Here is a 21,108-nt window from a genome sequence, read left to right on the forward strand (position 1 = left end):
CTCAGAGCCCTAGCAGCGCGGGCTCTGACGCCAGCGCCCGCCAGTGCGCGGCCGGGTCCGGCACGAGGCGGCGCTCCCGCAGGTCGAGGAGCCCGCCGACGCTGGTCAGCTCGGCCGCCAGACCGCCGTCCCGGTGCCGGTACTCCTGTACGATCCTGAACGTCTTGCCCGCGCCCCACTCGAACCCGCAGCTCACCTCGACCTCGTCGCCGCCGCGCAGTTCGCGGTGGTAGCGGATGGTGTTCTCGAGCGTGATCGGGCCCACGCCCGACGCGAGCAGGTCCTCGACGGTGATCCCGGCCGCGCGCAGGCACTCCCATCGGGCGTGGTCGCCGTACTGGTGGTAGACCGCGCCGTTCACGTGGCCCTGCGTGTCGAGTTCATATCCGCGTACGGCGATGCGTACCGCGAAGCTCATGACCGTTCCTCCAGCCAGTCGTGCGATCGCCCGGTGAGGTAGCGCAGGCCGTCCTCGCCGATCGCGATCCAGTCGCCGCGGGCCCAGCCGCCGGTGGTCTGCGGGGCGAAGCCGTGCTTTCTGAACAGCGCCGACGCCTCCTGCTTCGTCAGCCCCCTGCGCCCCCACTCGGCGATGACACGCGCGGTTCGCTCCGGCTCGTCGGGCTCCTCTGGACCGCCCAGGGCGGTGGCGAGCTCCTCGAACCCTTTGGCGATCTGCCGGAGCGCGGCCTGCGCCCGTGGGACGTCCATGCTCGCAATCGTACTGCGATCGCTAGCGATTGCCTAGCGATGCTGTCGGCTCAGATACCCCGCGAGCACCGCCGCGCCCAGGACGGCCTGCAGGACAAGCAACCCGCCGGAAAACCCCGTCACCAGGGCGATCGCCATCGGAAAGCAGCCGATGACCGCCAGATCGAGCCCGGTCAGACCCCAGAACAGCGGCCCGGTCGGAATCGCGCCCGCCCCCATGTCGAGGATCGGCATCGCGTGGTTCACCGGAGCCCGCCTCGCCATCCGCAACGCGGCGGCGGCCAGTGCGGGCGCCGCGAGCGGCACGAACCACAACAGCGACCCCGCAGCCCCGGGCAACAGCACCAGCGCCGCTCCCATCCACGCGGCCGCCAGCAGCGCGGGCAGCACGGCCCGTGCCGCCATCAGCCCACGCCCCGGCAGCGCCAGCAGGCGGGCCAGCGCCGGGTTGTCGGCGTCCCACCGCGCCCCCGACACCGCGGACGCCGCCGCGGCCAGCCCACCGCCCAGGACGAGCACCGCCACCAGCGCTCCCGTGTCGGCAGTCGCCTGGGCCAGCAGGGCGGGCGCCGCCGTCGAGCCCGCCAGTACGGCCAGCCGCCCCGGCCGCCGCACCAGCCGCAGCACCTCCTGCCACGCGGGCGCGAACACCGCGGGCAGGCCGGGCCACGACCGGCTGCGCAGGCGGGCGCCACGCCAGTGGTTGTCCTCGGCGAGCCAGCTCAGCAGGCTCGGATCCAGGCTCACGGTGGCGTTGGCCAGGTGCCCGGCCCTGGCCGACGACGACAGCAGGCGGCGGGACGGGATGCGGGCAAAGGCCGACCAGGCATGCCGTACCAGGAAGGCGGAGACCAGAGCCGGAACGGCCGACCAGACGGGCGCGGGCACGTGGCGGCCTCCCACCAGCATCAGGACGACCGCGGCCAGCACCAGCGCGGCGATCACCGCGCGCAGCGCGAGGTCCCACGGATCGGACGTCTGGGCCAGCACGGCCATCGCCACCCCGCCCGCGCTCACCGAGACGCCCGCCAGGAGCGCGCCGACCAGCCGCCAGACGAGGTGGTCGGGCGCGCCGGTCACCGCCAGGGCCGCCAGCCCGAGACCGGCGCCGACCACGAGGCTGACCAGCAGCAGCGTCCGCGCGGAGCGTGCCAGCACGTCGCGCCGGTCCAGCGGGGACAGCAGCAGCCAGGCCGCGTCCGCCGCCGACACCACGACGGGACCGATCGCGCGCGCCGCCCACAGGAAGCCCGCGAGCACGAGCGTCACCAGCGCCAGCCCGGCGCCCACCTGCTCCGGCGGAGGCGGCGCTGCCATGGACTCGAACGCGGCCGAGACGGGCTGGGCCAGCATCGCGCCGCCCATCGCCAGCCCGAACAGCGTCGCGTACCGGTCGCTCAGGCTCCGCTGCCGCCCGGACCGGGTCCGGACGAGCGCCCTGATCTCGCGCACCGCGGTCATCGTCCGCTCACCGGGGTCGCGAGGGACACGTGGCGGGCGCGGGCGGCGAGGGCGGGGTCGTGGGTGGCCATGATGACGGTGCCGCCGCCGGCCGTGTACTCCAGCAGCAGGGTGCCCAGGCGCTCGCGGAAGGCGGTGTCGAGGCCGCGTTCCGGCTCGTCGAGGAGAAGGAGGCTGCTGGGCCGTACCAGGGCCGCGGCCAGGGCGAGACGCTGGCGCTGGCCCGTGGAGAGCTTGAGCGGAACGGCGTCAGCGCGCGGACCGAGGTCGAACAGCTCCAGCGCCCGCTCCACGCTCATGCGCGGCCCATCGTGTACGGCCAGCACCAGCTCAAGGTGCTCCCGCGCGGTGAGACCCGGATACCAGGCCGGTTCGTCCCCCGTCACCGCCACCCGCCGCCAGAACGCCGCCACGTCGGCCGGAGGCGCACCGAAGACCGTGACCTCCCCGCTCGTCGGCGGCTGGAGACCGGCCAGGCAGCGCAGCAGCGTGGACTTGCCGGACCCGTTCTCGCCCACGACCGCGACCAGCTCACCTGGTCGTACGACCAGGTCGTGGCCGGTGAGGATGGGATTGCCGCCGAGTTCGACGGTCAGGCGGACAGTGGTCACGAGGGGATCGCACACCGTTCGACCCTACCCGGCGCGGCATTTTTGTCGGTGCCGCACTCTAGCCTTTCGAATCTCGAACATGAGTGCGATAGGAGGGGTGTTGTGATCGCTGCTGAGCGGTATGAGAGGGCGGCCCTGCTGGGTGTCGCGATCGCGGAGGAGACGCGGCGGCTGCTCCGCCTGCATCTGCGCCCGGCCGAGGTGGCCGCCGACGGCACGGTGGGGGTGGAGGTGCCCTATCCGGACGCGGCGGTGGTCCGGGCGGTGCTCGACGTGGCCGCGGAGTGCTTCGGTGAGGAGGGCGACGGTGAGGAGGCGCGGGAGGCGGCGCTGTCGACGTTGTTACAGCTGGCCGACCTGAGGCTCAGCCGGTGACCGCGTGTGCCCCCGCCGCGCGGGGTCGGTTACCGTCGGAGCCATGCGGCTGATCTCAGTGAACGTGGGGCGGGCGGTCGACGCGGAGTGGGCGGGCAAGCTGGGGCGCACCGCCATCGACAAGAAGGCGGTCACGCGCCGCGTCGGCGTGCGGCAGAACGGGCTGGAGGGCGACGAGCGGGCCGACCAGCCCAACCACGGCGCGCCCACGCAGGCCGTCTACTCCTATGCCCGCGAGGACTATGACTGGTGGGAGGGGGAGCTGGGGCGGGAGCTGCGCGACGGCCAGTTCGGCGAGAACCTCACCACGTCCGGGGTGGACGTGTCGGGGGCGGTGCTGGGCGAGCGCTGGCGGGTCGGCACGGCGTTGCTGGAGGTGAGCGGGCCGCGCATTCCGTGCGTGGTGTTCCGTAACTGGATGGACGAGCCGGGCTGGCTCAAGCGCTTCACCGACGCCGGCCGGGTGGGCGCGTACCTGAGCGTGGTGGAGACGGGCGAGCTGGGCGTCGGCGACCCGGTCGAGATCGTGGCCCGCCCGGAGGAGAGCGTCACGATCGCCGAGTCCGTGCTCGCCTACCACGGCGACAAGGACGTCATGGCCCGCATCCTGGCCTTCCCCGGCCACGGCTCCTACTGGGACCGCCGCGCCGAACGCCTCCTGCGCTGAAGGTCCGCGAGCGGGGAGCGGCGCACGGGCAGCCCCCCGCTGGTGCGGCCCGTGCGCCGTCCGACTTCTAGCGCAGAACCCTGTACAGGGCGGAGGTGAGCGAGGCCTTGGCGTCGTCACCGTCGATGGACCACATCATGTAGCCGCCCAGGCCCTTGTGCCGGATGTAGGCGGCCTTCTGCAGCATCACGATCGGGTCGTCGTAGGTCCAGAACTCGGTGCCGTCGTACAGCCACACGGCGCCGGTCCTGACGTCGCGGTAGCGCTTGCCGGGCTTGGCGAGGATGTCCTTGTAGTCCTCGGAGCCCGCCTCCCACTTGCCGGGGGCGGCGCCGGTGGCGGGCTGGTAGACGCCGTCTCCGGCCGGGCCCGCCGGCACGCCGGTCCAGCCCTTGCCATAGGCGGGCACGCCGGCGACGAGCTTGCGGATCGGCGCGCCGCGCTCCAGGTAGTAGTTGATCGTCTGGTCGAGGCTCTCGCGGATCTCGTTGGGGTCGCGTCGGTCGTTGAAGAGGTTGGAGTGGTGACCGGTGATCTTGTCCCACGGGCCGTGCAGGTCGTAGCCCTGGATGGTGGCGTAGTCCAGGTTGCGGAAGACCTTGCGCACCTCGAGGCCGGCGTCGATGACGCGGGTGGCCGCGGGCAGGAACGCCGTGATCAGGGCGGAACGCTTGTAAGCGTTCATCTGCGACCTGAGCTCGGCGACGAAGGCGGTGAAGTTCTGCTTGTCCTCGGGACGCACGACGTTGCCGGGGGCTCCGGGGTAGCCGGGCCACTCCCAGTCGAGGTCGATGCCGTCGAAGACGCCGGCGCCCGTGCCGTCGGCCAGGCCGGGCAGGTTGCCGCGCAGCCACAGGTCGATGCAGGACTTGGCGAGCTTGCTCCGCGATTCGGCGGTGAGGACGGCGTCGGAGAAGTACTTGGAGCCGGTCCAGCCGCCCAGCGAGATCAGGACCTTGAGCTTGGGGTGCTTGGCCTTGAGCTTCTTGAGCTGGTTGAGGTTGCCGTTGAGTGCCTGGCCGGGCGCGTCGGCCACGCCGTCCACGCTCTGCTCGGCGGGCACGGGACGCTGCCAGTCGGCCCAGGCGTCGGCGGAGTAGCACTCGGCCTGCTGGTTCACGAACCCGAAGGCGTAGTTGATGTGGGTGAGTTTGCGGGCGGCCCCGCTGGTCTCCATGTCCTTGACGTGGTAGTTGCGACCGTAGACGCCCCACTGGACGAAGTAGGCGACTCTCTTGTAGCCGGATCCGTGGTTGGCCTCTGCCGGGGCCGACACCACCGTCATACCGAGTAAGAGGGTGAGAGCGAGCAGGACTTTCTTCACGCGGCGTCTCCTGAATTGATAGGAAACTTTCCTTTAAGATGCCCTGACAGTAGGACGGTGTGATCGGGCAGTCAATGGCAGAAGGCAGACTGGAGGGGTGCCATCCACCCTGCCCGACGGCGATCCCGCGCCCCCGTCCGGAGAGCTGCCCGAGAGTGCCCTGCGCGGCCTCGGCGAGCGCCCGTTCGGCTTCTACGTGCACGTCCCGTTCTGCGTGACGCGCTGCGGCTACTGCGACTTCAACACCTACACCGCCGCCGAGCTGGGCCCCGGCGCTTCGCACCGGGACTACGCCGACACCGCCATCGACGAGGTACGGCTCGCGCGCCGCGTGCTCGGCACGGCCGACCTGCCCGTCGAGACGGTGTTCTTCGGCGGCGGCACGCCCACCCTGCTGCCCGCCGGCGACCTGGCCCGCATCCTGGCCGCGATCGACGAGGAGTTCGGCCTGCGCCCCGGCGCGGAGGTCACGACCGAGGCCAACCCCGAGTCCGTCGACCCCGGCTATCTGGCCGAGTTGCGCGCGGGCGGCTTCAACCGGATCAGCTTCGGCATGCAGTCGGCCAAGGAGCACGTGCTGAAGGTGCTCGACCGGCACCACACGCCGGGGCGGGCGGCGCAAGCCGTACGGGAGGCTCGGCAGGCCGGGTTCGCCCACGTCAACCTCGACCTCATCTACAGCACCCCCGGAGAGAGCGACGACGACTGGCGGGCGTCGCTGGAGGCGGCCATCGCCGCCGGGCCCGACCACGTCTCCGCGTACTCGCTCATCGTCGAGGAGGGCACGCGGCTGGCGGCCCGCATCAGGCGCGGCGAGCTGCCGATGCCCGACGACGACGTGGCCGCCGACCGCTACCTGATCGCCGACGAACTGCTGGCGAAGGCCGGGTACTCCTGGTACGAGGTGTCGAACTGGGCCAGTTCCGAGGCCGGCCGGTGCCGGCACAACCTGCTCTACTGGACCGGCGGCGACTGGTGGGCCGTCGGGCCGGGGGCGCACAGCCACGTGGGCGGCACCCGCTGGTGGAACGTCAAGCACCCCGCCGCGTACGCGCAGCGGCTGGCCCAGGGTGTCTCCCCTGCGCACGCCAGGGAGGTGCTCGAGGACGCCGACCGTGAGGTGGAGCGGCTGATGCTGGAGCTGCGGCTGATCACCGGCTACCCGCTGGCCGACGTGGCGCCCGGCGCGAAGCTCGCCGTGGCCAGGGCCGTGGGGGACGGGCTGCTGGAGCAGGAGGCGTTCAAGGCGGGCCGCATGGTGCTGACCCTGCGCGGCCGCCTGCTCGCCGACGCCCTCATCCGCGACCTCACACTCTGACCGACGTTACACAAGGCGCCGTCACAGGAAGGTGGCGATCAGGTCGGCGATCGGGCCCAGTGCGGCGGCGAGGGCCGTGACGGGCGCCAGGCGGGTGCCGAGGCGGTCGAGGGCGGCGGTGACCCGGGCCGGGTCGCGCTCGCCGGGTTCGGCCTCGGCCTCGGCCAGCACCTCCTCCAGGTCACGGCGGGCCTGCCGGGCCTGGGGCAGCTCGGCCGCGTGCGCCTCCACGAGGGCCAGGAGCGCCACCACCTGACTCCGCAGCCGCTCCAGCTCCTCCCGCGGGACGGAGCGTTCCTGGCCGGGCTGGAAGACCGAGCCCTGGCCGCCGATGTTGCTGCCGGTGAACGTGCCGCCGCTGACGACGGTCCCGTAGTTGGGCGCCGACGGGTCGGGCGTGCTCATGCGGCCCCCTTGCCGGCGGGCGCGGCGAACTGGGCGCCCTGGCCGCCGATGTTGGTCCCGTTGAACGTGCCGCCGTTGACCACCGTGCCGTTGTTGATGACGGCGGCGATCTGCTGCCGGTACGCCGCGGTGTCCACGCCGCGCTGCTCCAGGAAGTCCAGCACCGCGTTGTTCAGCCGCTCCTCCACGAGCTTGGCGTACTTGAACGCGTCCAGCCCTTCGAGGAAGGTGTTGATGCGCGGCTCGGCCCCCGCCTCACGCAGGCTGATCCTGGCTCCGTAGTCGTAGACCACGTACTTGTCCGGGTCCTCGGGCAGCCGCATCGCCATGAAGATCCGCCGCAGCAGCCGGGCGGGCGCGCCGACGACGTCGCGGGCCAGCGCGAGCGGGGCGCGGCTGAGCGCCGCCAGCACGAGCGCCGCGCCGGCCTCCCTGGGCAGCTCGTCCACCACCCGGTAGGCGGCGCGCACGGGCGGCAGCGCGGTCACGATGAACTCGGTGTAGAGCATCCGGCCCTCGACGGCCAGATGGATGAAGATCGACACGGTGGTGTCGCGGTCCTCGGCGGGCAGCACCTCGTCGCCGTCGACGTCGGTGACGGCCTCGCCGCTGGTGCCGACCACGATCCACCGGTAGTGGCGGGCGCCCGACTGCGGGTTGCGGATCACCGCCTGGAGCTCCCGGTCGCTGAGCTGGTAGCGGGGCCGGGTGCCGTGCAGCAGCGGATGCTCGCCGTGGAGCTGGTTGAGGCGGCCCTGCGCGATCACGTGGTCGAGGATGTCCAGGTGGACGGGCATGGCGGGCTCGGCGGCCGTGCGCATCTGGCTGAGCCGCTCGCCCACGAACTCGTGCAGGTCCACCGCGTCCACCATGGCCGGCGCCCGGCCCGCGTCGCCGGTGCGCCGGTCGAGCTCGGCCGCGATCGTCCAGGCCCGCACGAGCTCGCCCGCGCCGACGAAAGGGTTCTCGCCGGAGTAGAGCGTCAGGTTGCCGTGCTGCGCGAGCTTGACCTCCGTCATCCGCGGGCCCGCCTCCGCTCCGGTACGGCCCGCGCCCGGCCGCAGCCGCTCCGACAGGATCCGGTAGACGCGCACCCGGTAGGCCAGCACGGTGGCGATGGCGGCCACGAGCATCAGGGGCGCCATCCAGCCGGAGCCGCTGTCCTCCTCGAACTCCGAGCCGCTCGCGCCGAGATACCTGGTCAGCAGCAGCGCGGGCACGACCACCAGGGCGAAGAAGCCGATCACCAGACCGGCCACGAGGACGGGACTCAGCCGCCTGCGCTGCCCCAGGCTGCCGAACCCGCCGGAGGCGAAGGCCGCCAGCGCGCCCAGGACCGTGAGCCACGGCATCGTGGCCTGAAAGTTGAACAGCAGGGCGAGCAGCAGCATCACCGTGACCGCGGCCTCCCTGACGGTCAGCAGCGACCGCGAGTAGAGGCAGTGCCGCAGCACCGGGCCCAGGTCGAACCCGCCGACCGACGGCGCCACCGCGTGGTGGCGGCGCGCGATCAGCGCGTACAGCGCCCGGTCGCGGAAGCCGGGATCCAGGTAGGCGGCCGCTGCCAGGTATCTGGTGGTGTTGCGCAGGCGCTCGTGCACCATGACCTCCCCGTGAGTGACCCGTCCATCGTCACCCGGGGAGCTGGGATCATTCCGGAGAGTGATCGAACCGTGATTCTCCGTATTACTTGATCATGCGGATGCTGATCGGGTAGCGGTAGTTCTCGCCCTTGTTGGTGGCGATGGCCGCCTGGATGTGGAAGATCAGCGAGACGATCCAGACCACCGGCAGCAGCAGGAAGCCGATGATGACGATCGTCAGGATGAAGGAGACGATGTAGCCGATGAACATGGTGATCTGGAAGTTCAGCGCCTCGGCCGCCTGGTCGCGGACGTAGGGGGACTCGTCCTTCTTCATCAGGTAGATGATGAGCGGGCCGATCCAGGAGACCAGCAGGCCCAGCAGGTGGGACAGCATGGCCATCGTGGTGTCGTCGGTGCCGGGGCGCGGGCCGTACATGCCGGGGGTGTGGGGCTGGGGGGCCGCGGGGTAGCCGTAGCCGTAGCCGGGCGGGGGCTGCTGCGGGTGGCCGTAGCCCTGGGGGCCCGACGGCTGCTGCCCGTAGGGGTAGTCGGCGGAGGGCGGCTGCTGGGTGTACCCGCCTGACGGCTGCTGGCCGTAGCCTCCCGGGTACGCGCCCGGCTGGCCGTACCCGCTCGGCGGCTGTTGACCGTATCCGCTTGGGGGCTGCTGGCCGTACCCGCTCGGGGGCTGTTGACCGTAGCCTCCCGAGGGCGGCTGGCCGTGGCCGGGAATGTCGGAGCGCTCCACGCGGCGGGTGGAGTCGTCGTCAGGCTGGGGGTGGTCCTGGCTCATGATGCCTCCGTGACGAAGTCGATCAGCTCCTCGACCCGGCCGAGAAGCTCGGGCTCGAGGTCGGAAAAGGTCGAGACGGAGCCCAGGATGCGCCGCCACGCCGCGGCGGGCTCCATGCGCCAGCCCAGGGCGGCGATCACGCCCTCCTTCCACGGCACCCCGCGCGGCACGTCCGGCCAGCCGGGGATCCGCAGGACGGACGGCTTCACCGCCTGCCAGATGTCGATGTACGGGTGCCCGACGATCAGCACGTCGGGCGAGCTGACCTGGGCGGCGATCCGGCTCTCCTTGGAACCGGGCACCAGGTGGTCCACCAGGACCCCGAGCCGCCTGCCGGTGGACGGGCCGAACTCCGCGACGATGGCGGGCAGGTCGTCCACGCCCTCCAGGTACTCCACGACCACGCCTTCGACCCGCAGGTCGTGGCCCCAGATCTTCTCCACGAGGGCGGCGTCGTGCACGCCCTCGACGTAGATGCGGCTCTCGCGGGCCACCCGGGCGCGCAGGCCCTCGACGGCGATCGAGCCCGACGCGCTGCGCCTCTTCCCGCCCGCCGCCGTCCCGCCCGCCGGGGTCCCGCCCGCCGCCGGGGCGACCGGCCGCACCAGCGTCACCGGCCTGCCCTCCAGCAGGAACGCCGCCGGCGCGAGCGGGAACAGGCGGCGCTTGCCGAATCGGTCCTCCAGCGTGACGGCCTCCTTGTCGCAGGCCACCACGGCGCCGCAGAAGCCGCTATCGGCGTCCTCCACGACCAGGTCGAGATCCGCCGGGACCTGAGGGATCTTGCCCTTGCCCGGACGCCGCCAGTTCCCCGCGAGCACATCACCGTCGTACACACGGGGACCGTAGCAAATCACCCGCCCATCGCGAGGCGCTTGCGGTGGCCGCTGCGGCGCACCAGCACGACGACCGTCCACACCACCGCGATGAGCACGCCGACCGCGGGCAGGATGAACAGCGCGGCCACGCCGCCCATGATGCCGCCGGCCGCGGCGGTCAGGTCCTTGCCGACGCCGAAACGGGTCTGCGCGTCGGGTTCGATCGTGCAGCTGATCTGGTAGTCACCCGCGGCCGGGGCGTTGACCAGCGCGATCAGCTCCCAGCTCGTGCCGTTGAGCTCGACGGTCTGGTTCACGGGCGTGGTGACGAGCTTGGCGTTGCCGTTGATCTGGCACTCCCAGCTGACCTGGGTGCCGCGCGACAGGTAGAGCGCGGGCCGGTCGGCCGGGTCGATGGTGACCGTGGCGGGCTGGCCGGGCTGGAACGTCTTGCCCGGGGCGGCGCCGCTCACGCCACTGGTCACGCCGCCCGCGAACAGCGCGATGCCGGCGATCACGAACACGACGGCCACGCCCCAGGCCACGGCGATCTGCCACAGGGGCGGGCGCAGCCGCTTGCCGTCCACCGGAGGGGGGAACTGGGGGGCGCCGTACGGGGGCTGGCCGAACTGCTGCTGGCCGAACTGGGGCTGCTGACCGAAGGGTTGCTGGCCGAGGGGCGGCTGGCCGTACTGGGGTTGCTGGCCGTACTGGGGGCCCGACGGCGGCTGGCCGTACTGGGGACCTGAGGGCGGCTGGCCGTACTGCGGGCCTGAGGGCGGCTGGCCCTGCGGGGGGCCCGACGGCGGCTGGCCGTACGGCGGGCCGCCCGCAGGCCCGTACTGGGGGCCGCTCTGCGGCGGGGGGCCGTACGGGGGTCCGCCCTGCGGCGGAGGCTCGTACGGAGGCTGCTGAGGAGGCTGCCATCCTCCACCCTGCCGGAAATCTTCACTCATAGCTGCAAGTGTGGACGTATCGGGTTGCCGTCCGCTAGCACGTGGGTTATCGCACCTTGTGGGTGAGAGCCGTACACTTGGCACTCGGGAACACCGAGTGCCAGACCTGGCGTTTCCCAAGGGAAGAGGTAGGAGGTGCACACGTGCTCGACGACAGGAAACTCGCGGTCCTCCGCGCGATTGTCGAGGACTACGTGTCCACCAACGAACCGGTGGGCTCCAAGGCGCTGGCCGAGCGCCACAACCTCAAGGTCTCCCCGGCCACGGTACGCAACGACATGGCCGCGCTGGAGGAGGAGGGGTACATCACCCAGCCGCACACCAGCGCGGGCCGGGTGCCGACGGACAAGGGCTACCGGCTCTTCGTCGACCGGCTCTCGCAGATCAAGCCGCTGTCCACGGCCGAGCGCAGGGCCATCGAGACCTTCCTGGCCGGCGCGGTCGACCTCGACGACGTGGTGACCCGCACGGTACGGCTGCTGGCGCAGCTGACCAGGCAGGTCGCGGTGGTGCAGTATCCGACGCTGACGCGCTCCAGCGTGCGCCACGTCGAGCTCGTGCCGCTGAGCGAGCGGCGGATCATGCTCGTGCTGATCACCAACACGGGCCGGGTCGAGCAGCGCGTCGTCGAGCTGCCCGAGGTCATCGAGGACCCCCGGATCGCCCACCTGCGCGCCGTGCTCAACGCCTGTCTCGACGGGTGCGGGCTGGCCGAGGTGCCCGACCTGGTGGCCGACCTGCCGGAACGGCTTCCGGTGGAGGACCGGCCGGTTGTCGCGACGATTCTGTCGGTCCTGCTGGAGACGCTCGTCGAACGGCACGACGAGAAGATCGTTTTCGCCGGTGCGGCCAACCTGGCCGGCGCCGACTTCACCATCGGCCTGCGCGACGTCCTCGAAGCGCTGGAAGAGCAGGTCGTGCTCATGCGCCTGCTCGGCGAGACGACAACGGACACCCCGACCGCGCTCACCGTGCGCATCGGAGCGGAAAACCCCTATCTCCACGGTACGTCCATCGTCGCCACCGGATACGGTTCTGGCGACAACCAACTGGCCCGGCTGGGCGTCCTCGGCCCCACGAGGATGGACTACCCGGTGACCATGGGCGCCGTGCGCGCAGTGGCACGCTACGTCAGCCAGATCCTGGCTGCTTCTTAAGAGGTCGATAAGTGGCAAACAGCGACTACTACAGCACCCTCGGGGTGCGCCGTGACGCCAGTCAGGACGAGGTCAAGAAGGCCTATCGCCGGCTGGCCCGTGAGCTGCACCCGGACGTGAACCCCGATCCCGCGACGCAGGAGCGTTTCAAGGAGATCACGCAGGCGTACGAGGTGCTGTCGGACCCGCAGAAGCGCCAGATGTACGACCTTGGCGCCGACCCCTTCGCCGCCGCCGGCGCAGGGGCCGGAGCGGCCGGTTTCGGCGCGGGTTTCCCCTTCAGCGACATCATGGACGCCTTCTTCGGTACGGCGGGCGGCGGGCGCGGCCCCCGCTCGCGGGCCAGGAGGGGCCGCAACGCCACCATCCGCGTCGAGCTGGACCTGCGCGAGACGGCGTTCGGCACCACGCGCGAACTGGTCGTCGACACCGCCGTCGTCTGTGAGGTCTGCCAGGGCGCGGGCGCCGCGCCGGGCACCCACCCCGACACCTGTGACATGTGCGGCGGCCGGGGCGAGGTCTCCCAGGTCACCCGGTCCTTCCTGGGCCAGGTCATGACCTCGCGGCCGTGCCCCCAGTGCCAGGGATTCGGCTCCATCATCCGCAACCCCTGCCAGGAGTGCGCGGGCGACGGCCGGGTGCGCACCCGCCGTACCATCAAGGTCCGCATCCCCGCGGGCGTCGAGGACGGCACCCACATCCAGCTGGCCGGTGAGGGCGAGGTCGGCCCCGGCGGCGGCCCGCCCGGAGACCTCTTCCTGGAGATCGTCGAGCGGCCGCACGAGATCTTCGAGCGGCGCGGCGACGACCTCCACTGCACCGTTCAGATCCCGATGACCGCCGCCGCCCTCGGCACCGTGCTGACGGTGGAGACGCTCGACGGCGCCGAGGAGGTCGACGTCCGCCCCGGCACGCAGTCCGGCCAGGTGATCTCCATGTACGGCCGCGGCGTGCAGCGCCTCAACGACTCCGGCCGCGGCGACCTGCTCATCCACGTCAACGTGGAGACGCCGGGCCGCCTCGACCCGGCCCAGGAGGAACTGCTGCGCGAGCTGTCGAAGCTGCGCGGGGAGGAGCGCCCGCCCGGCAAGTTCGCGCCGGGCCAGCAGGGCTTCTTCTCCCGCCTGCGAGACGCCTTCAACGGCCGCTGACCTCCTTGTACGGCGAGCGGGGGCGGCCATGAGCGTGCCGGTGTTCCTGGCCGGGCGCGAGACGTTCGGCGGCGATGAGGCGGTGCTCGACGGGCCGGAGGGCCGCCACGCGGCGGCCGTCAGGCGGCTGCGGGCGGGTGAGCGGGTCGACCTCACCGACGGCGCCGGCGCGGTGGCCGAGTGCGTCGTGCGCGAGGCGCTCAAGGACCGGCTGCTGCTCGACGTGCTCAAGCGTTACGAGGTCCCGGCTCCGGCGCCGCGCGTGGTCGTCGTCCAGGGGCTGCCCAAGGGCGACAGGGGCGAGCTGGCCGTCGAGATGATGACCGAGGCCGGTGTCGACCGCATCGTGCCCTGGGCGGCCGCGCGCAGCATCACCCAGTGGAAGGGCGACAAGGTCGCCAAGGCGCTCGGCAAGTGGCGCGCCACCGCGCGGGAGGCGGGCAAGCAGGCGCGGCGCTTCCACGGGGCCGAGGTGGCCGATCTGGCCTCCACCGCTCAGGTGGAGGCGTTGCTCGGGCGGGCGGCGCTGGCGCTCGTGCTGCACGAGGAGGCGGCGCGGCCGTTGTCGCGGGTGAGCCTGCCCGCCGACGGGGAGATCGTGCTCGTGGTCGGGCCCGAGGGCGGGATCTCGGAAGGCGAGCTGGCCGGGTTCGTCGCGGCGGGAGCCGTACCGGCGCTGATGGGGTCTACGGTGCTGCGGACCTCGACCGCGGGAGTGGCCGCGGCGGCGGTGCTGATGGCGCGCACCGGGCGCTGGTGAGACCTCAGCTCACCTGGTTGGAGGTCAGCGGCGTCGTCAGGTCGGTGGGCGGCGCGGGCGGCTGGTCGTCCGGCGGGCACTCCTCCGGCGGGCAGCTGCCGGACGGGATGGGCGTGTCGGTGGGGCCGGAGGGCGTGGGACTGGCGGACGCCGTGGGGCAGTCCTCGCGCGCGGCGGTCTCCTCCTCCGGAGTGGACGGGCAGGGCGTCGGCGTCGGGGTGACGCTGCCGCTCGGGGACGGCTTCGCCGTCGACTTGGCCGACTCGGTGGCCTGCCCCGGCGACGTCGGCGTGGGCGTGGGATCGGCGGGCAGGATAGCCGGCTCCGACCTGCTCGGGCTGGGCTTGTCCTGAGGGCGGTTGGTGGAGGAGTTGTCCGGCGGGGCGTCGGTCTCGCGGACGTGCTCGACCTCCGTGGGCGTGATGACCCTGTCCCGCAGTGAGGGGACCACCATGACGACGGTGCCCGCGACCAGTACGGCACTGACCGTGGCGGCGCCGATGCGCCACCACAACACGCTGCGCACGCCCCGCCGCTCGATGCGGCCGCGGATGATCTCCAGACCTTCCGGAGACGGCACGACCGCGTCCGCCTCCGCGCGGAGCACGCGGCGCAGAATGTCGCCGTACTCGTCGGGCGGCTGGGTCATGACATCTTCTCCAGGACGGATCGCAAGGCGGCCATGCCACGGGCGGTGTGGCTCTTGACCGCGCCCTTGCTGATGCCCATGGCATGGGCGATCTCAGCCTCGGACAGATCCCCGTAGTAACGAAGGACAAGGGCCTCTCTCTGCCGGGTCGGCAGCGCGCGTAATGCCTCGATGACCGCGGAGCGCTCCAGCTCGCCGATGGCGCCGTTCTCGGCGCTCGGGGCGTCTGGCAGGCCCTTGGGTGCGTACTTCTCCACGACGGCTCGGTGACGCAGAACGGAACGGGACCGGTTGACGACAGACTGCCGCAGGTAGGCGAGTGCCTTGTCGGGGTCACGCAGTCTGCGCCAGGCGCCATGGATGGCGACGAACGCATCCTGCACGACTTCCTCCGCTGTTGCTATGTCGCGCACGAGCAACACGGCGAGACGAACCAATGACCGGAAGTGCGCACTGTACAGCGCGGTAACGGCCACGTCGGCGTCCCATCCGACCGGCACCGCCCCCAGCGACCTGTCGGCCAGAAGGGTTTCGGTGGTCACATCAATGGGACGCTCGGCCTTCCCTGCGGGTTTACGCTCTTCCGGTTCTTGAGGTTTTCCCGGTTCCTTGGGGTGCATTACCCAGTCGTGTCCTCGCCAGGTGGCCTCGCCCGAGCCTGAATCGTCTTTTGTGCTGAAGTGTCGCACACACACCCTAACCGCGTGGATCTTCCGGCGCACGGTACGCAGGATTACCGATTGGCAACGGGTCGCCTCGCTAGGCTACTCCCGTGACCGACTGCCTCTTCTGCAAGATCGTGGCCAAGGAGATCCCGGCCGACGTCGTCCACGAGAGTGACCGTACGCTCGCCTTCCGTGACATCAACCCGCAGGCGCCCACGCACGTGCTCGTGATTCCCAAGGAGCACCACTCCGACGCCGCGGCGCTGGCCGTGGCCGACGACGGGCTGGCCGACGACGTGCTGAAGGCCGCCCACGCGGTCGCCGTACAGGAAGGGGTGGCCGAAACCGGGTACCGCGTGGTGTTCAATACCGGGGCCGGTGCGGGGCAGACCGTCTTCCACGTGCACGCGCATGTTCTCGGGGGGCGCAACCTGACCTGGCCTCCCGGCTGATATTGACGCGAGCGCGCGGGCCACTCCCGGCTACGATGGGGCCAGAGAAGTACACCCGAATTAAGACCGGGAGGCATCAGGCCCGAGGGCCTGACCCATGTCCGAACTACACGAATCCCGACGCACGGCACCTCCCTCGCGCACTCAGGCCAAGGTGCTGATCCCGGACGAATACCCGATGGTCAGCCTCCTGGGCTCCCGTGACGAGTTGCTGCGCGTCATCGAGGGCGCCTTCCGGGCCGACATCCACGTCCGGGGCAACGAGATCACCATCACCGGGACCCCCGACGAGAGCGGCGCCGTCGTGCGCCTGTTCGAGGAGCTGGTCGAGGTGCTGCGCAACGGCGGCGAGCTCTCGCCCGACGCCGTCGAGCGGAGCATCGCGATGATGAAGATGACCTCCGAGCGGCCCGCAGAGGTGCTGTCGCTCGACATCCTGTCCTCCAGGGGGCGGACCATCCGCCCCAAGACGGCCAACCAGAAGCGCTACGTCGACGCCATCGACAAGCACACGGTCGTGTTCGGCATCGGCCCCGCCGGCACCGGCAAGACCTACCTGGCCATGGCCAAGGCGGTCCGCGCGCTTCAGGAGAAGAAGGTCAACCGGATCATCCTCACCCGGCCGGCGGTCGAGGCGGGGGAGCGGCTGGGCTTCCTGCCCGGCACGCTCTACGAGAAGATCGACCCCTATCTCCGGCCGCTCTACGACGCGCTGCACGACATGCTCGACCCCGAGACGATCCCCAAGCTCATGGCCGCGGGCACGATCGAGGTCGCGCCGCTGGCGTACATGCGCGGCCGGGCGCAACCGGTCGACTCCGGCGTCCTGACGCCCGAGGGGTTCCGCGCCATCGGGGATCTCCAGGTCGGGGATCTGGTCATCGGCTCCAACGGCGAGCCGACGCCCGTGCTCGGCGTCTATCCACAGGGCGAGAAGCGGATCTACCGCCTCTTCAGCCAGGACGGGGCTTCCGTCCTGGCCTCGGAAGACCATCTCTGGGCCGTCCGCACGCGCGACGACGCCCGGCGCGGCAAGCCGTACAGGGTGCTGGAGACCAAGGAGATGGTCGGCGACCTCCGGACGGCTCACCACCGCAAGTGGGAACTGCCCATGCTGGGTGCGCCGGTCAGCTTCCCCGAGCAGCCGGTGCCCATGGATCCGTATGCCCTGGGCCTGATCTTGGGCGACGGATGCGTCACGGGCTCCACGACGCCGTCCTTCTCGACCGCCGACGCTGAACTCGCACAGGCGCTGGAAGGCGCCTTGCCCGGCGTGGTCGTACGGCGGAAGAGCGGGCCCGACTACGTTCTCAACCGGGTCGCGACGGCGGGCGATCGGGTGACCACGGCCAATCCGGTCACCGCCGTCATGCGGAGTCTGGGCTTGGCGGGCACGCGTTCCGGCACGAAGTTCGTGCCCGATCCGTACCTGTACAACTCCGCGGAGGTAAGGCTGGCCGTGCTTCAAGGCCTGCTCGATTCCGACGGCGGGCCGGTTCTGCAGCGGGGCAGGTCGTGCCGCATCCAGTTCAGCACGACATCGCCGCGGCTGCGGGACAACCTGGTCTTCCTCGCGCAGTCGCTCGGCGGCGTCGCCTACTGGCGGGAGCGTCCTGCGCAGGGGCGTGCTCCGGGTCACGCCAGAGGGCGGGAGGTGCGTCACCGCAGCGACACCTACGTGCTCGACCTGCGGTTGCCGGAAGGCGTTGAGCCTTTCCGGCTCGGCAGGAAGGCCGACGCCTACGCCGCCGCCGGAGGCGGGCGGCCGATGAGGTTCGTGGACCGCATCGAACCGGCGGGCACCGCGGAGTGCGTGTGCATCCAGGTGGCGGCGGAGGACTCCCTGTACGTCACCGAGGACTTCCTCCTGACGCACAACACGCTCAATGACGCCTTCATCATCCTCGACGAGGCGCAGAACACCTCGCCCGAGCAGATGAAGATGTTCCTCACCCGGCTGGGCTTCGGCTCCAAGATCGTGGTGACGGGCGACGTCACGCAGGTCGACCTCCCCTCCGGCACCGAGAGCGGCCTGCGCGTCGTGCAGGGCATCCTCTCGGACATCCGCGACATCCACTTCGCGACGCTGACCAGCGTCGACGTGGTGCGCCACCGGCTCGTCAGCGACATCGTCGACGCCTACGGCCGCTACGACGTGCTGAAGCAGCAGGAGCTGAAGTCGGTCAAGCAGCAGCAGCGGGGGCCCAGGCGATGAGAGAGCTACCGGATCTCGCGCTCGCGCGCCCGGCGAAGGAGGGCGCGTGAGCATCGAGATCAACAACGAGTCGGGTGACGAGGTCGCCGAGGAGACGCTCGTCGCCCTCGCCACCCACGTGCTCGGCGAGATGGGCATCCACCCGCTCGCCGAGCTGTCCCTGCTCATCGTCGACGAGAACACCATGGCCGACCTCCACGAGAAGTGGATGGGCGAGCCGGGTCCCACCGACGTGCTCGCCTTCCCGATGGACGAACTGCGTCCGGGCGGCGGCGCCCGCGGCGACTCCGAGGGCCCGGCGGAGCCCGGCCTGCTCGGCGACGTCGTGCTGTGCCCGCCCGTCGCGGCCAGGCAGGCCGCCGAGGCCGGCCACAGCGCCGCCGACGAGCTGGAGCTGCTGTGCACCCACGGCATCCTCCACCTGCTCGGCTACGACCACGCCGAGCCTGAGGAGCACAAGGAGATGTTCGGGCTGCAGGCCCAGCTTCTCGCGTCGTGGAAAGAGGTGCGCTCCCCGCGGTGAACGCCTGGTTGCCTCTGGCCATCCTCCTCGTGGTGATCGCCGGCCTGATCGCCAGTGCGGAGACGGCGCTGACCCGCATCTCCCGGGTGCGGGCGGAGGAGTTCGTGCGCGAGGGCAGGAGAGGCTCCAAGCGCCTGCAGGACATCGTCACCGACCCGTCCGGCTCGCTCAACCTGCTGCTCCTGCTCAGGCTGAGCTGCGAGCTGGTCGCCACGGTGATCGTGACGTTGCTGTTCATCGACGTTCAGGGCGATCAGGGCTGGGCGTACGTGAGCGCCGCCGCCGTCATGATCGTGGTCAGCTACGTGATCGTCGGAGTCTCTCCCCGTACGCTGGGCCGTCAGCACGCGGAGCCGATCGCGCTGGCCAGTGCTCCCGTCGTCTACGGCCTCACCAAGATCTTCGGTCCGCTGCCCAAGCTGCTCATCCTGCTCGGCAACGCGCTCACGCCCGGCAAGGGCTTCCGCGAGGGCCCGTTCACCTCCGAGGCGGAGCTGCGCGACCTGGTCGACCTGGCCGAGGAGCGGCGGGTCATCGAGCCGGACGAGCGGGAGATGATCCACTCGGTCTTCGAGCTGGGTGACACGCTGGTGCGCGAGGTCATGGTGCCGCGTACCGACATGGTGTTCATCGAACGCGGCAAGACGCTCGACCAGGCGCTCTCGCTCCACCTGCGCAGCGGGTTCTCGCGCATCCCGGTCGTGGGGGAGAACGAGGACGACGTGATCGGCATCGCGTACCTCAAGGACATCACCCGGCGTGTGCACGAGAGCGGCGAGGGCACGGAGAAGGTCGAGTCCATCATGCGGCCGGCCACGTACGTGCCGGAGAGCAAGCCGATCGACCAGCTGCTCCGTGAGATGCAGGCGCGCCAGATCCACCTGGCCATCGTCATCGACGAGTACGGCGGGACCGCCGGGCTGGTCACCATCGAGGACGTCCTGGAGGAGATCGTCGGCGAGATCACCGACGAGTACGACCAGGAGGCGCCCAGGGTCGAGGCCATGCCCGACGGCGCGATGCGGGTGACGGCGCGGATGCCGGTGGACGAGCTGGGCGAGCTGTTCGACACCGAGATCGAGGTGGACGACGTCGAGACGGTGGGCGGACTGCTGGCGCACGCGCTGGGGCGGGTTCCCATCGCGGGGTCGCACGCGCGGGTGGCGGGGCTGGAGCTGACCGCCGAGAGCCTGGCCGGGCGCCGCAACCGCATCAGCACGGTGGTGGTACGCCGCACCCGCCCCGACTCCGACGAACCCATCCCGGCCTCCGCCGAACAGGACTGACCCCGCCCTCTCAAGCACTGCCGTCGAGCCCGCCCGTCTGCGCCCGGGGCAGCGCCCGCCTCGGGAACGCTCGCCTGGGCGGCGCCTGCCCGGCGGGGTGGGCCTGCCGGGTGTGTGGGCCGCCTTCGTGGGCCGCTGCCTTTGACGCTGTGGCGGCTCGGCGCGGCAGGGGTTTGCCCGGGACAGGGTTGGGGTGCCGAGGGGCGGGGTTGCCGTCTCGGTGGGGTGCGGGTCCGGTGCGTTTTCGCAGGTGGGGGGCCATGAGGAGTCGTACAAAGTCGTATTAAGTGTTCTACAAGCGAAATGCAAGCGAGGTAGCGCAATCTAGTCACAGACGCCCAGTGCGGTGGGTGTCGAAGAGGGGCGATCCGGACGCCGGGTGGGGTTCGCGGCGCGAGGTAGCCCCTGGGGGGACGGCAACGTCTCGGTCAGCAGATCGCGACGTTGCTCGGCGTAAAGGGTGTTCTCGTCCGATAAAACGGGCGAGAGCACCCTTAAGCGTTTCCATAGGCATCTGACTGGTTGTTGGCTTCTCCGGTGGATTGCCGCTTTCGCGTTCTGGGGAGATCGCCCTCCGGGGGGAACATGGAACGCGGAGTGTGGATCATCGTCGGCGCGTTGCTGATGGCGGGGCTGACCGCGTGCGGGGGCGGCGCCGTCGACGCGCAGCTCGACATGCGGGCGCAGGAGCGGCTCAAGGAGATCCTGAACAAGGATCCCAAGCTGCCCGACGGATTCTCGCCACGGCCGCAGGAGGCGTGGAAGGTGCCGTTCGCCGCCCGTGACCGGAACTGCCGTGCCGTACTCGATCCGGTGGCGGGGAAGGCGCCGCGGCGGGCGCTCACCGCGCAGGCGGCGGCCAGCTATCCCGGCAACGCGCTGGGGGAGACGGCCGGGGTGGCGCTGGCACGGTACGCGGGGGCGGAGGCCGAGTGGCACATCGACGACCTCGGCAAGGCGCTGCGGGAGTGCCATGCGGTCAACGCCGGTGCCGGGACCGACCTGCGGCTGCGTACGCTGCCGGTCGGCGGCGTGGGTGACGAGGCGGTGGCGGCGGAGCTGGCGGGGCGGCTCAACGGGTATCCGTACGCGCTGAACGTGTTGCTCGTGCGCGAGGGCGACACGCTGGTGTCGCTGGTGCACACCGGGCTCAAGCGGGTCGATCCTAAACGCACGGAGCAACTGGCGCAGTCGGTGCTCGGGATGGCCAGGGCCTAACCTAGTC

22 protein-coding genes and 3 pseudogenes are annotated in these 21,108 nt (G+C 71.2%); 13 read left to right on the forward strand and 12 right to left on the reverse strand.

Going from position 1 to position 21,108, the window contains the following annotated elements; genetic code table 11:
• Position 1: 1 nt before the first annotated feature.
• The 4 genes from ACFWY5_RS23070 to ccmA are packed head-to-tail and all read right to left on the reverse strand — an operon-like array spanning position 2 to position 2,783.
• The gene (locus tag ACFWY5_RS23070) at positions 2-418 is read right to left on the reverse strand and encodes an acyl-CoA thioesterase (protein ID WP_379616601.1); all 417 of its coding nucleotides are present in this window, start codon (positions 416-418) and stop codon (positions 2-4) included.
• Entirely contained in the window at positions 415-711 is a 297-nt protein-coding gene (locus ACFWY5_RS23075) for a hypothetical protein (RefSeq protein WP_379616603.1), read from the reverse strand. The genes ACFWY5_RS23070 and ACFWY5_RS23075 overlap by 4 nt, the downstream gene beginning before the upstream one ends.
• A 33-nt stretch (positions 712-744) precedes the next feature.
• Positions 745-2,172 carry a DUF6297 family protein gene (locus ACFWY5_RS23080; protein ID WP_379634182.1) on the reverse strand — a complete coding sequence of 476 codons (1,428 nt, stop codon included), beginning with the start codon at positions 2,170-2,172 and terminating at the stop codon, positions 745-747.
• Entirely contained in the window at positions 2,169-2,783 is a 615-nt protein-coding gene (gene ccmA / locus ACFWY5_RS23085; protein WP_379634184.1) for a heme ABC exporter ATP-binding protein CcmA, read from the reverse strand. The genes ACFWY5_RS23080 and ccmA overlap by 4 nt, the downstream gene beginning before the upstream one ends.
• Before the next feature lie 102 nt (positions 2,784-2,885).
• Between ccmA and ACFWY5_RS23090 the strand changes: the two genes are divergently transcribed.
• On the forward strand, positions 2,886-3,158 hold the full coding sequence (locus ACFWY5_RS23090; protein ID WP_379634186.1) for a hypothetical protein: 273 nt from the start codon (positions 2,886-2,888) through the stop codon (positions 3,156-3,158).
• A 43-nt stretch (positions 3,159-3,201) separates the two neighbouring features.
• Positions 3,202-3,825 (forward strand): MOSC domain-containing protein, encoded by a 624-nt coding sequence (locus tag ACFWY5_RS23095; RefSeq protein ID WP_379616611.1) that lies wholly within the window; start codon positions 3,202-3,204, stop codon positions 3,823-3,825.
• A 67-nt stretch (positions 3,826-3,892) separates the two neighbouring features.
• Here ACFWY5_RS23095 and ACFWY5_RS23100 read toward each other — a convergent pair whose 3' ends face one another.
• A complete protein-coding gene (locus ACFWY5_RS23100) occupies positions 3,893-5,149 on the reverse strand; it encodes a glycoside hydrolase family 18 protein (protein ID WP_379616613.1) in 1,257 nt (418 codons plus the stop codon).
• Between the two features lie 97 nt (positions 5,150-5,246).
• Between ACFWY5_RS23100 and hemW the strand changes: the two genes are divergently transcribed.
• A complete protein-coding gene (gene hemW / locus ACFWY5_RS23105) occupies positions 5,247-6,467 on the forward strand; it encodes a radical SAM family heme chaperone HemW (RefSeq protein ID WP_379616615.1) in 1,221 nt (406 codons plus the stop codon).
• A 21-nt stretch (positions 6,468-6,488) separates the two neighbouring features.
• Here hemW and ACFWY5_RS23110 read toward each other — a convergent pair whose 3' ends face one another.
• From ACFWY5_RS23110 to ACFWY5_RS23130, 5 genes are all read right to left on the reverse strand, one after another.
• Positions 6,489-6,872, reverse strand: a complete 384-nt coding sequence (locus tag ACFWY5_RS23110) for a hypothetical protein (RefSeq protein ID WP_379634188.1) — start codon at positions 6,870-6,872, stop codon at positions 6,489-6,491.
• Positions 6,869-8,476, reverse strand: a complete 1,608-nt coding sequence (locus tag ACFWY5_RS23115; RefSeq protein ID WP_379634190.1) for a hypothetical protein — start codon at positions 8,474-8,476, stop codon at positions 6,869-6,871. The genes ACFWY5_RS23110 and ACFWY5_RS23115 overlap by 4 nt, the downstream gene beginning before the upstream one ends.
• Before the next feature lie 82 nt (positions 8,477-8,558).
• Positions 8,559-9,251: a DUF4870 domain-containing protein gene (locus ACFWY5_RS23120; protein WP_379616621.1), complete on the reverse strand. Its 693-nt coding sequence runs from the start codon at positions 9,249-9,251 to the stop codon at positions 8,559-8,561.
• Entirely contained in the window at positions 9,248-10,087 is an 840-nt protein-coding gene (locus ACFWY5_RS23125) for a DUF3097 domain-containing protein (RefSeq protein WP_379634191.1), read from the reverse strand. Before ACFWY5_RS23125 ends, ACFWY5_RS23120 begins: the two co-directional genes overlap by 4 nt.
• A gap of 17 nt (positions 10,088-10,104) precedes the next feature.
• Entirely contained in the window at positions 10,105-11,025 is a 921-nt protein-coding gene (locus ACFWY5_RS23130; RefSeq protein WP_379616625.1) for a hypothetical protein, read from the reverse strand.
• Positions 11,026-11,168: 143 nt separating this feature from the next.
• On the opposite strand from ACFWY5_RS23130, the gene hrcA reads away from it, so the two are divergent.
• Genes hrcA through ACFWY5_RS23145 form a run of 3 tightly spaced genes read left to right on the forward strand, consistent with a single transcriptional unit; the run spans position 11,169 to position 14,093 of the window.
• On the forward strand, positions 11,169-12,182 hold the full coding sequence (gene hrcA / locus ACFWY5_RS23135) for a heat-inducible transcriptional repressor HrcA (protein WP_379616627.1): 1,014 nt from the start codon (positions 11,169-11,171) through the stop codon (positions 12,180-12,182).
• 11 nt (positions 12,183-12,193) lie between these two features.
• The gene (gene dnaJ, locus ACFWY5_RS23140; protein WP_379616629.1) at positions 12,194-13,333 is read left to right on the forward strand and encodes a molecular chaperone DnaJ; all 1,140 of its coding nucleotides are present in this window, start codon (positions 12,194-12,196) and stop codon (positions 13,331-13,333) included.
• Positions 13,334-13,361: 28 nt separating this feature from the next.
• Complete coding sequence (locus ACFWY5_RS23145; protein ID WP_379616631.1) at positions 13,362-14,093, forward strand: 16S rRNA (uracil(1498)-N(3))-methyltransferase; 732 nt, start codon at positions 13,362-13,364, stop codon at positions 14,091-14,093.
• A 4-nt stretch (positions 14,094-14,097) separates the two neighbouring features.
• Here the strand turns inward: ACFWY5_RS23145 and ACFWY5_RS23150 are convergent, their stop codons facing one another.
• Complete coding sequence (locus ACFWY5_RS23150; protein WP_379616633.1) at positions 14,098-14,742, reverse strand: hypothetical protein; 645 nt, start codon at positions 14,740-14,742, stop codon at positions 14,098-14,100.
• Positions 14,739-15,284, reverse strand: coding sequence for a SigE family RNA polymerase sigma factor (locus ACFWY5_RS23155; RefSeq protein WP_184967323.1), 546 nt, complete (start codon positions 15,282-15,284; stop codon positions 14,739-14,741). The genes ACFWY5_RS23150 and ACFWY5_RS23155 overlap by 4 nt, the downstream gene beginning before the upstream one ends.
• Before the next feature lie 230 nt (positions 15,285-15,514).
• Here ACFWY5_RS23155 and ACFWY5_RS23160 point away from each other — a divergent pair, with 230 nt between their 5' ends.
• From ACFWY5_RS23160 to ACFWY5_RS23190, 7 genes and pseudogenes are all read left to right on the forward strand, one after another.
• Positions 15,515-15,859, forward strand: a complete 345-nt coding sequence (locus ACFWY5_RS23160) for a histidine triad nucleotide-binding protein (RefSeq protein ID WP_379616635.1) — start codon at positions 15,515-15,517, stop codon at positions 15,857-15,859.
• A 97-nt stretch (positions 15,860-15,956) separates the two neighbouring features.
• Positions 15,957-16,661, forward strand: a pseudogene (locus tag ACFWY5_RS23165) (PhoH family protein); the annotation flags it as partial.
• Positions 16,662-17,228: 567 nt separating this feature from the next.
• Positions 17,229-17,477, forward strand: a pseudogene (locus ACFWY5_RS23170) (LAGLIDADG family homing endonuclease); the annotation flags it as partial.
• 261 nt (positions 17,478-17,738) lie between these two features.
• Positions 17,739-18,074: pseudogene (locus ACFWY5_RS23175) on the forward strand (PhoH family protein); the annotation flags it as partial.
• A 46-nt stretch (positions 18,075-18,120) separates the two neighbouring features.
• On the forward strand, positions 18,121-18,597 hold the full coding sequence (gene ybeY / locus ACFWY5_RS23180; protein WP_379616637.1) for an rRNA maturation RNase YbeY: 477 nt from the start codon (positions 18,121-18,123) through the stop codon (positions 18,595-18,597).
• On the forward strand, positions 18,594-19,883 hold the full coding sequence (locus ACFWY5_RS23185; RefSeq protein WP_379616640.1) for a hemolysin family protein: 1,290 nt from the start codon (positions 18,594-18,596) through the stop codon (positions 19,881-19,883). The genes ybeY and ACFWY5_RS23185 overlap by 4 nt, the downstream gene beginning before the upstream one ends.
• Positions 19,884-20,468: 585 nt before the next feature.
• Positions 20,469-21,101, forward strand: a complete 633-nt coding sequence (locus ACFWY5_RS23190; protein ID WP_379634193.1) for a hypothetical protein — start codon at positions 20,469-20,471, stop codon at positions 21,099-21,101.
• Positions 21,102-21,108 lie beyond the last annotated feature (7 nt).

It is taken from the genome of Nonomuraea sp. NPDC059007 (assembly GCF_042740555.1).
GTDB lineage: Bacteria > Actinomycetota > Actinomycetes > Streptosporangiales > Streptosporangiaceae > Nonomuraea.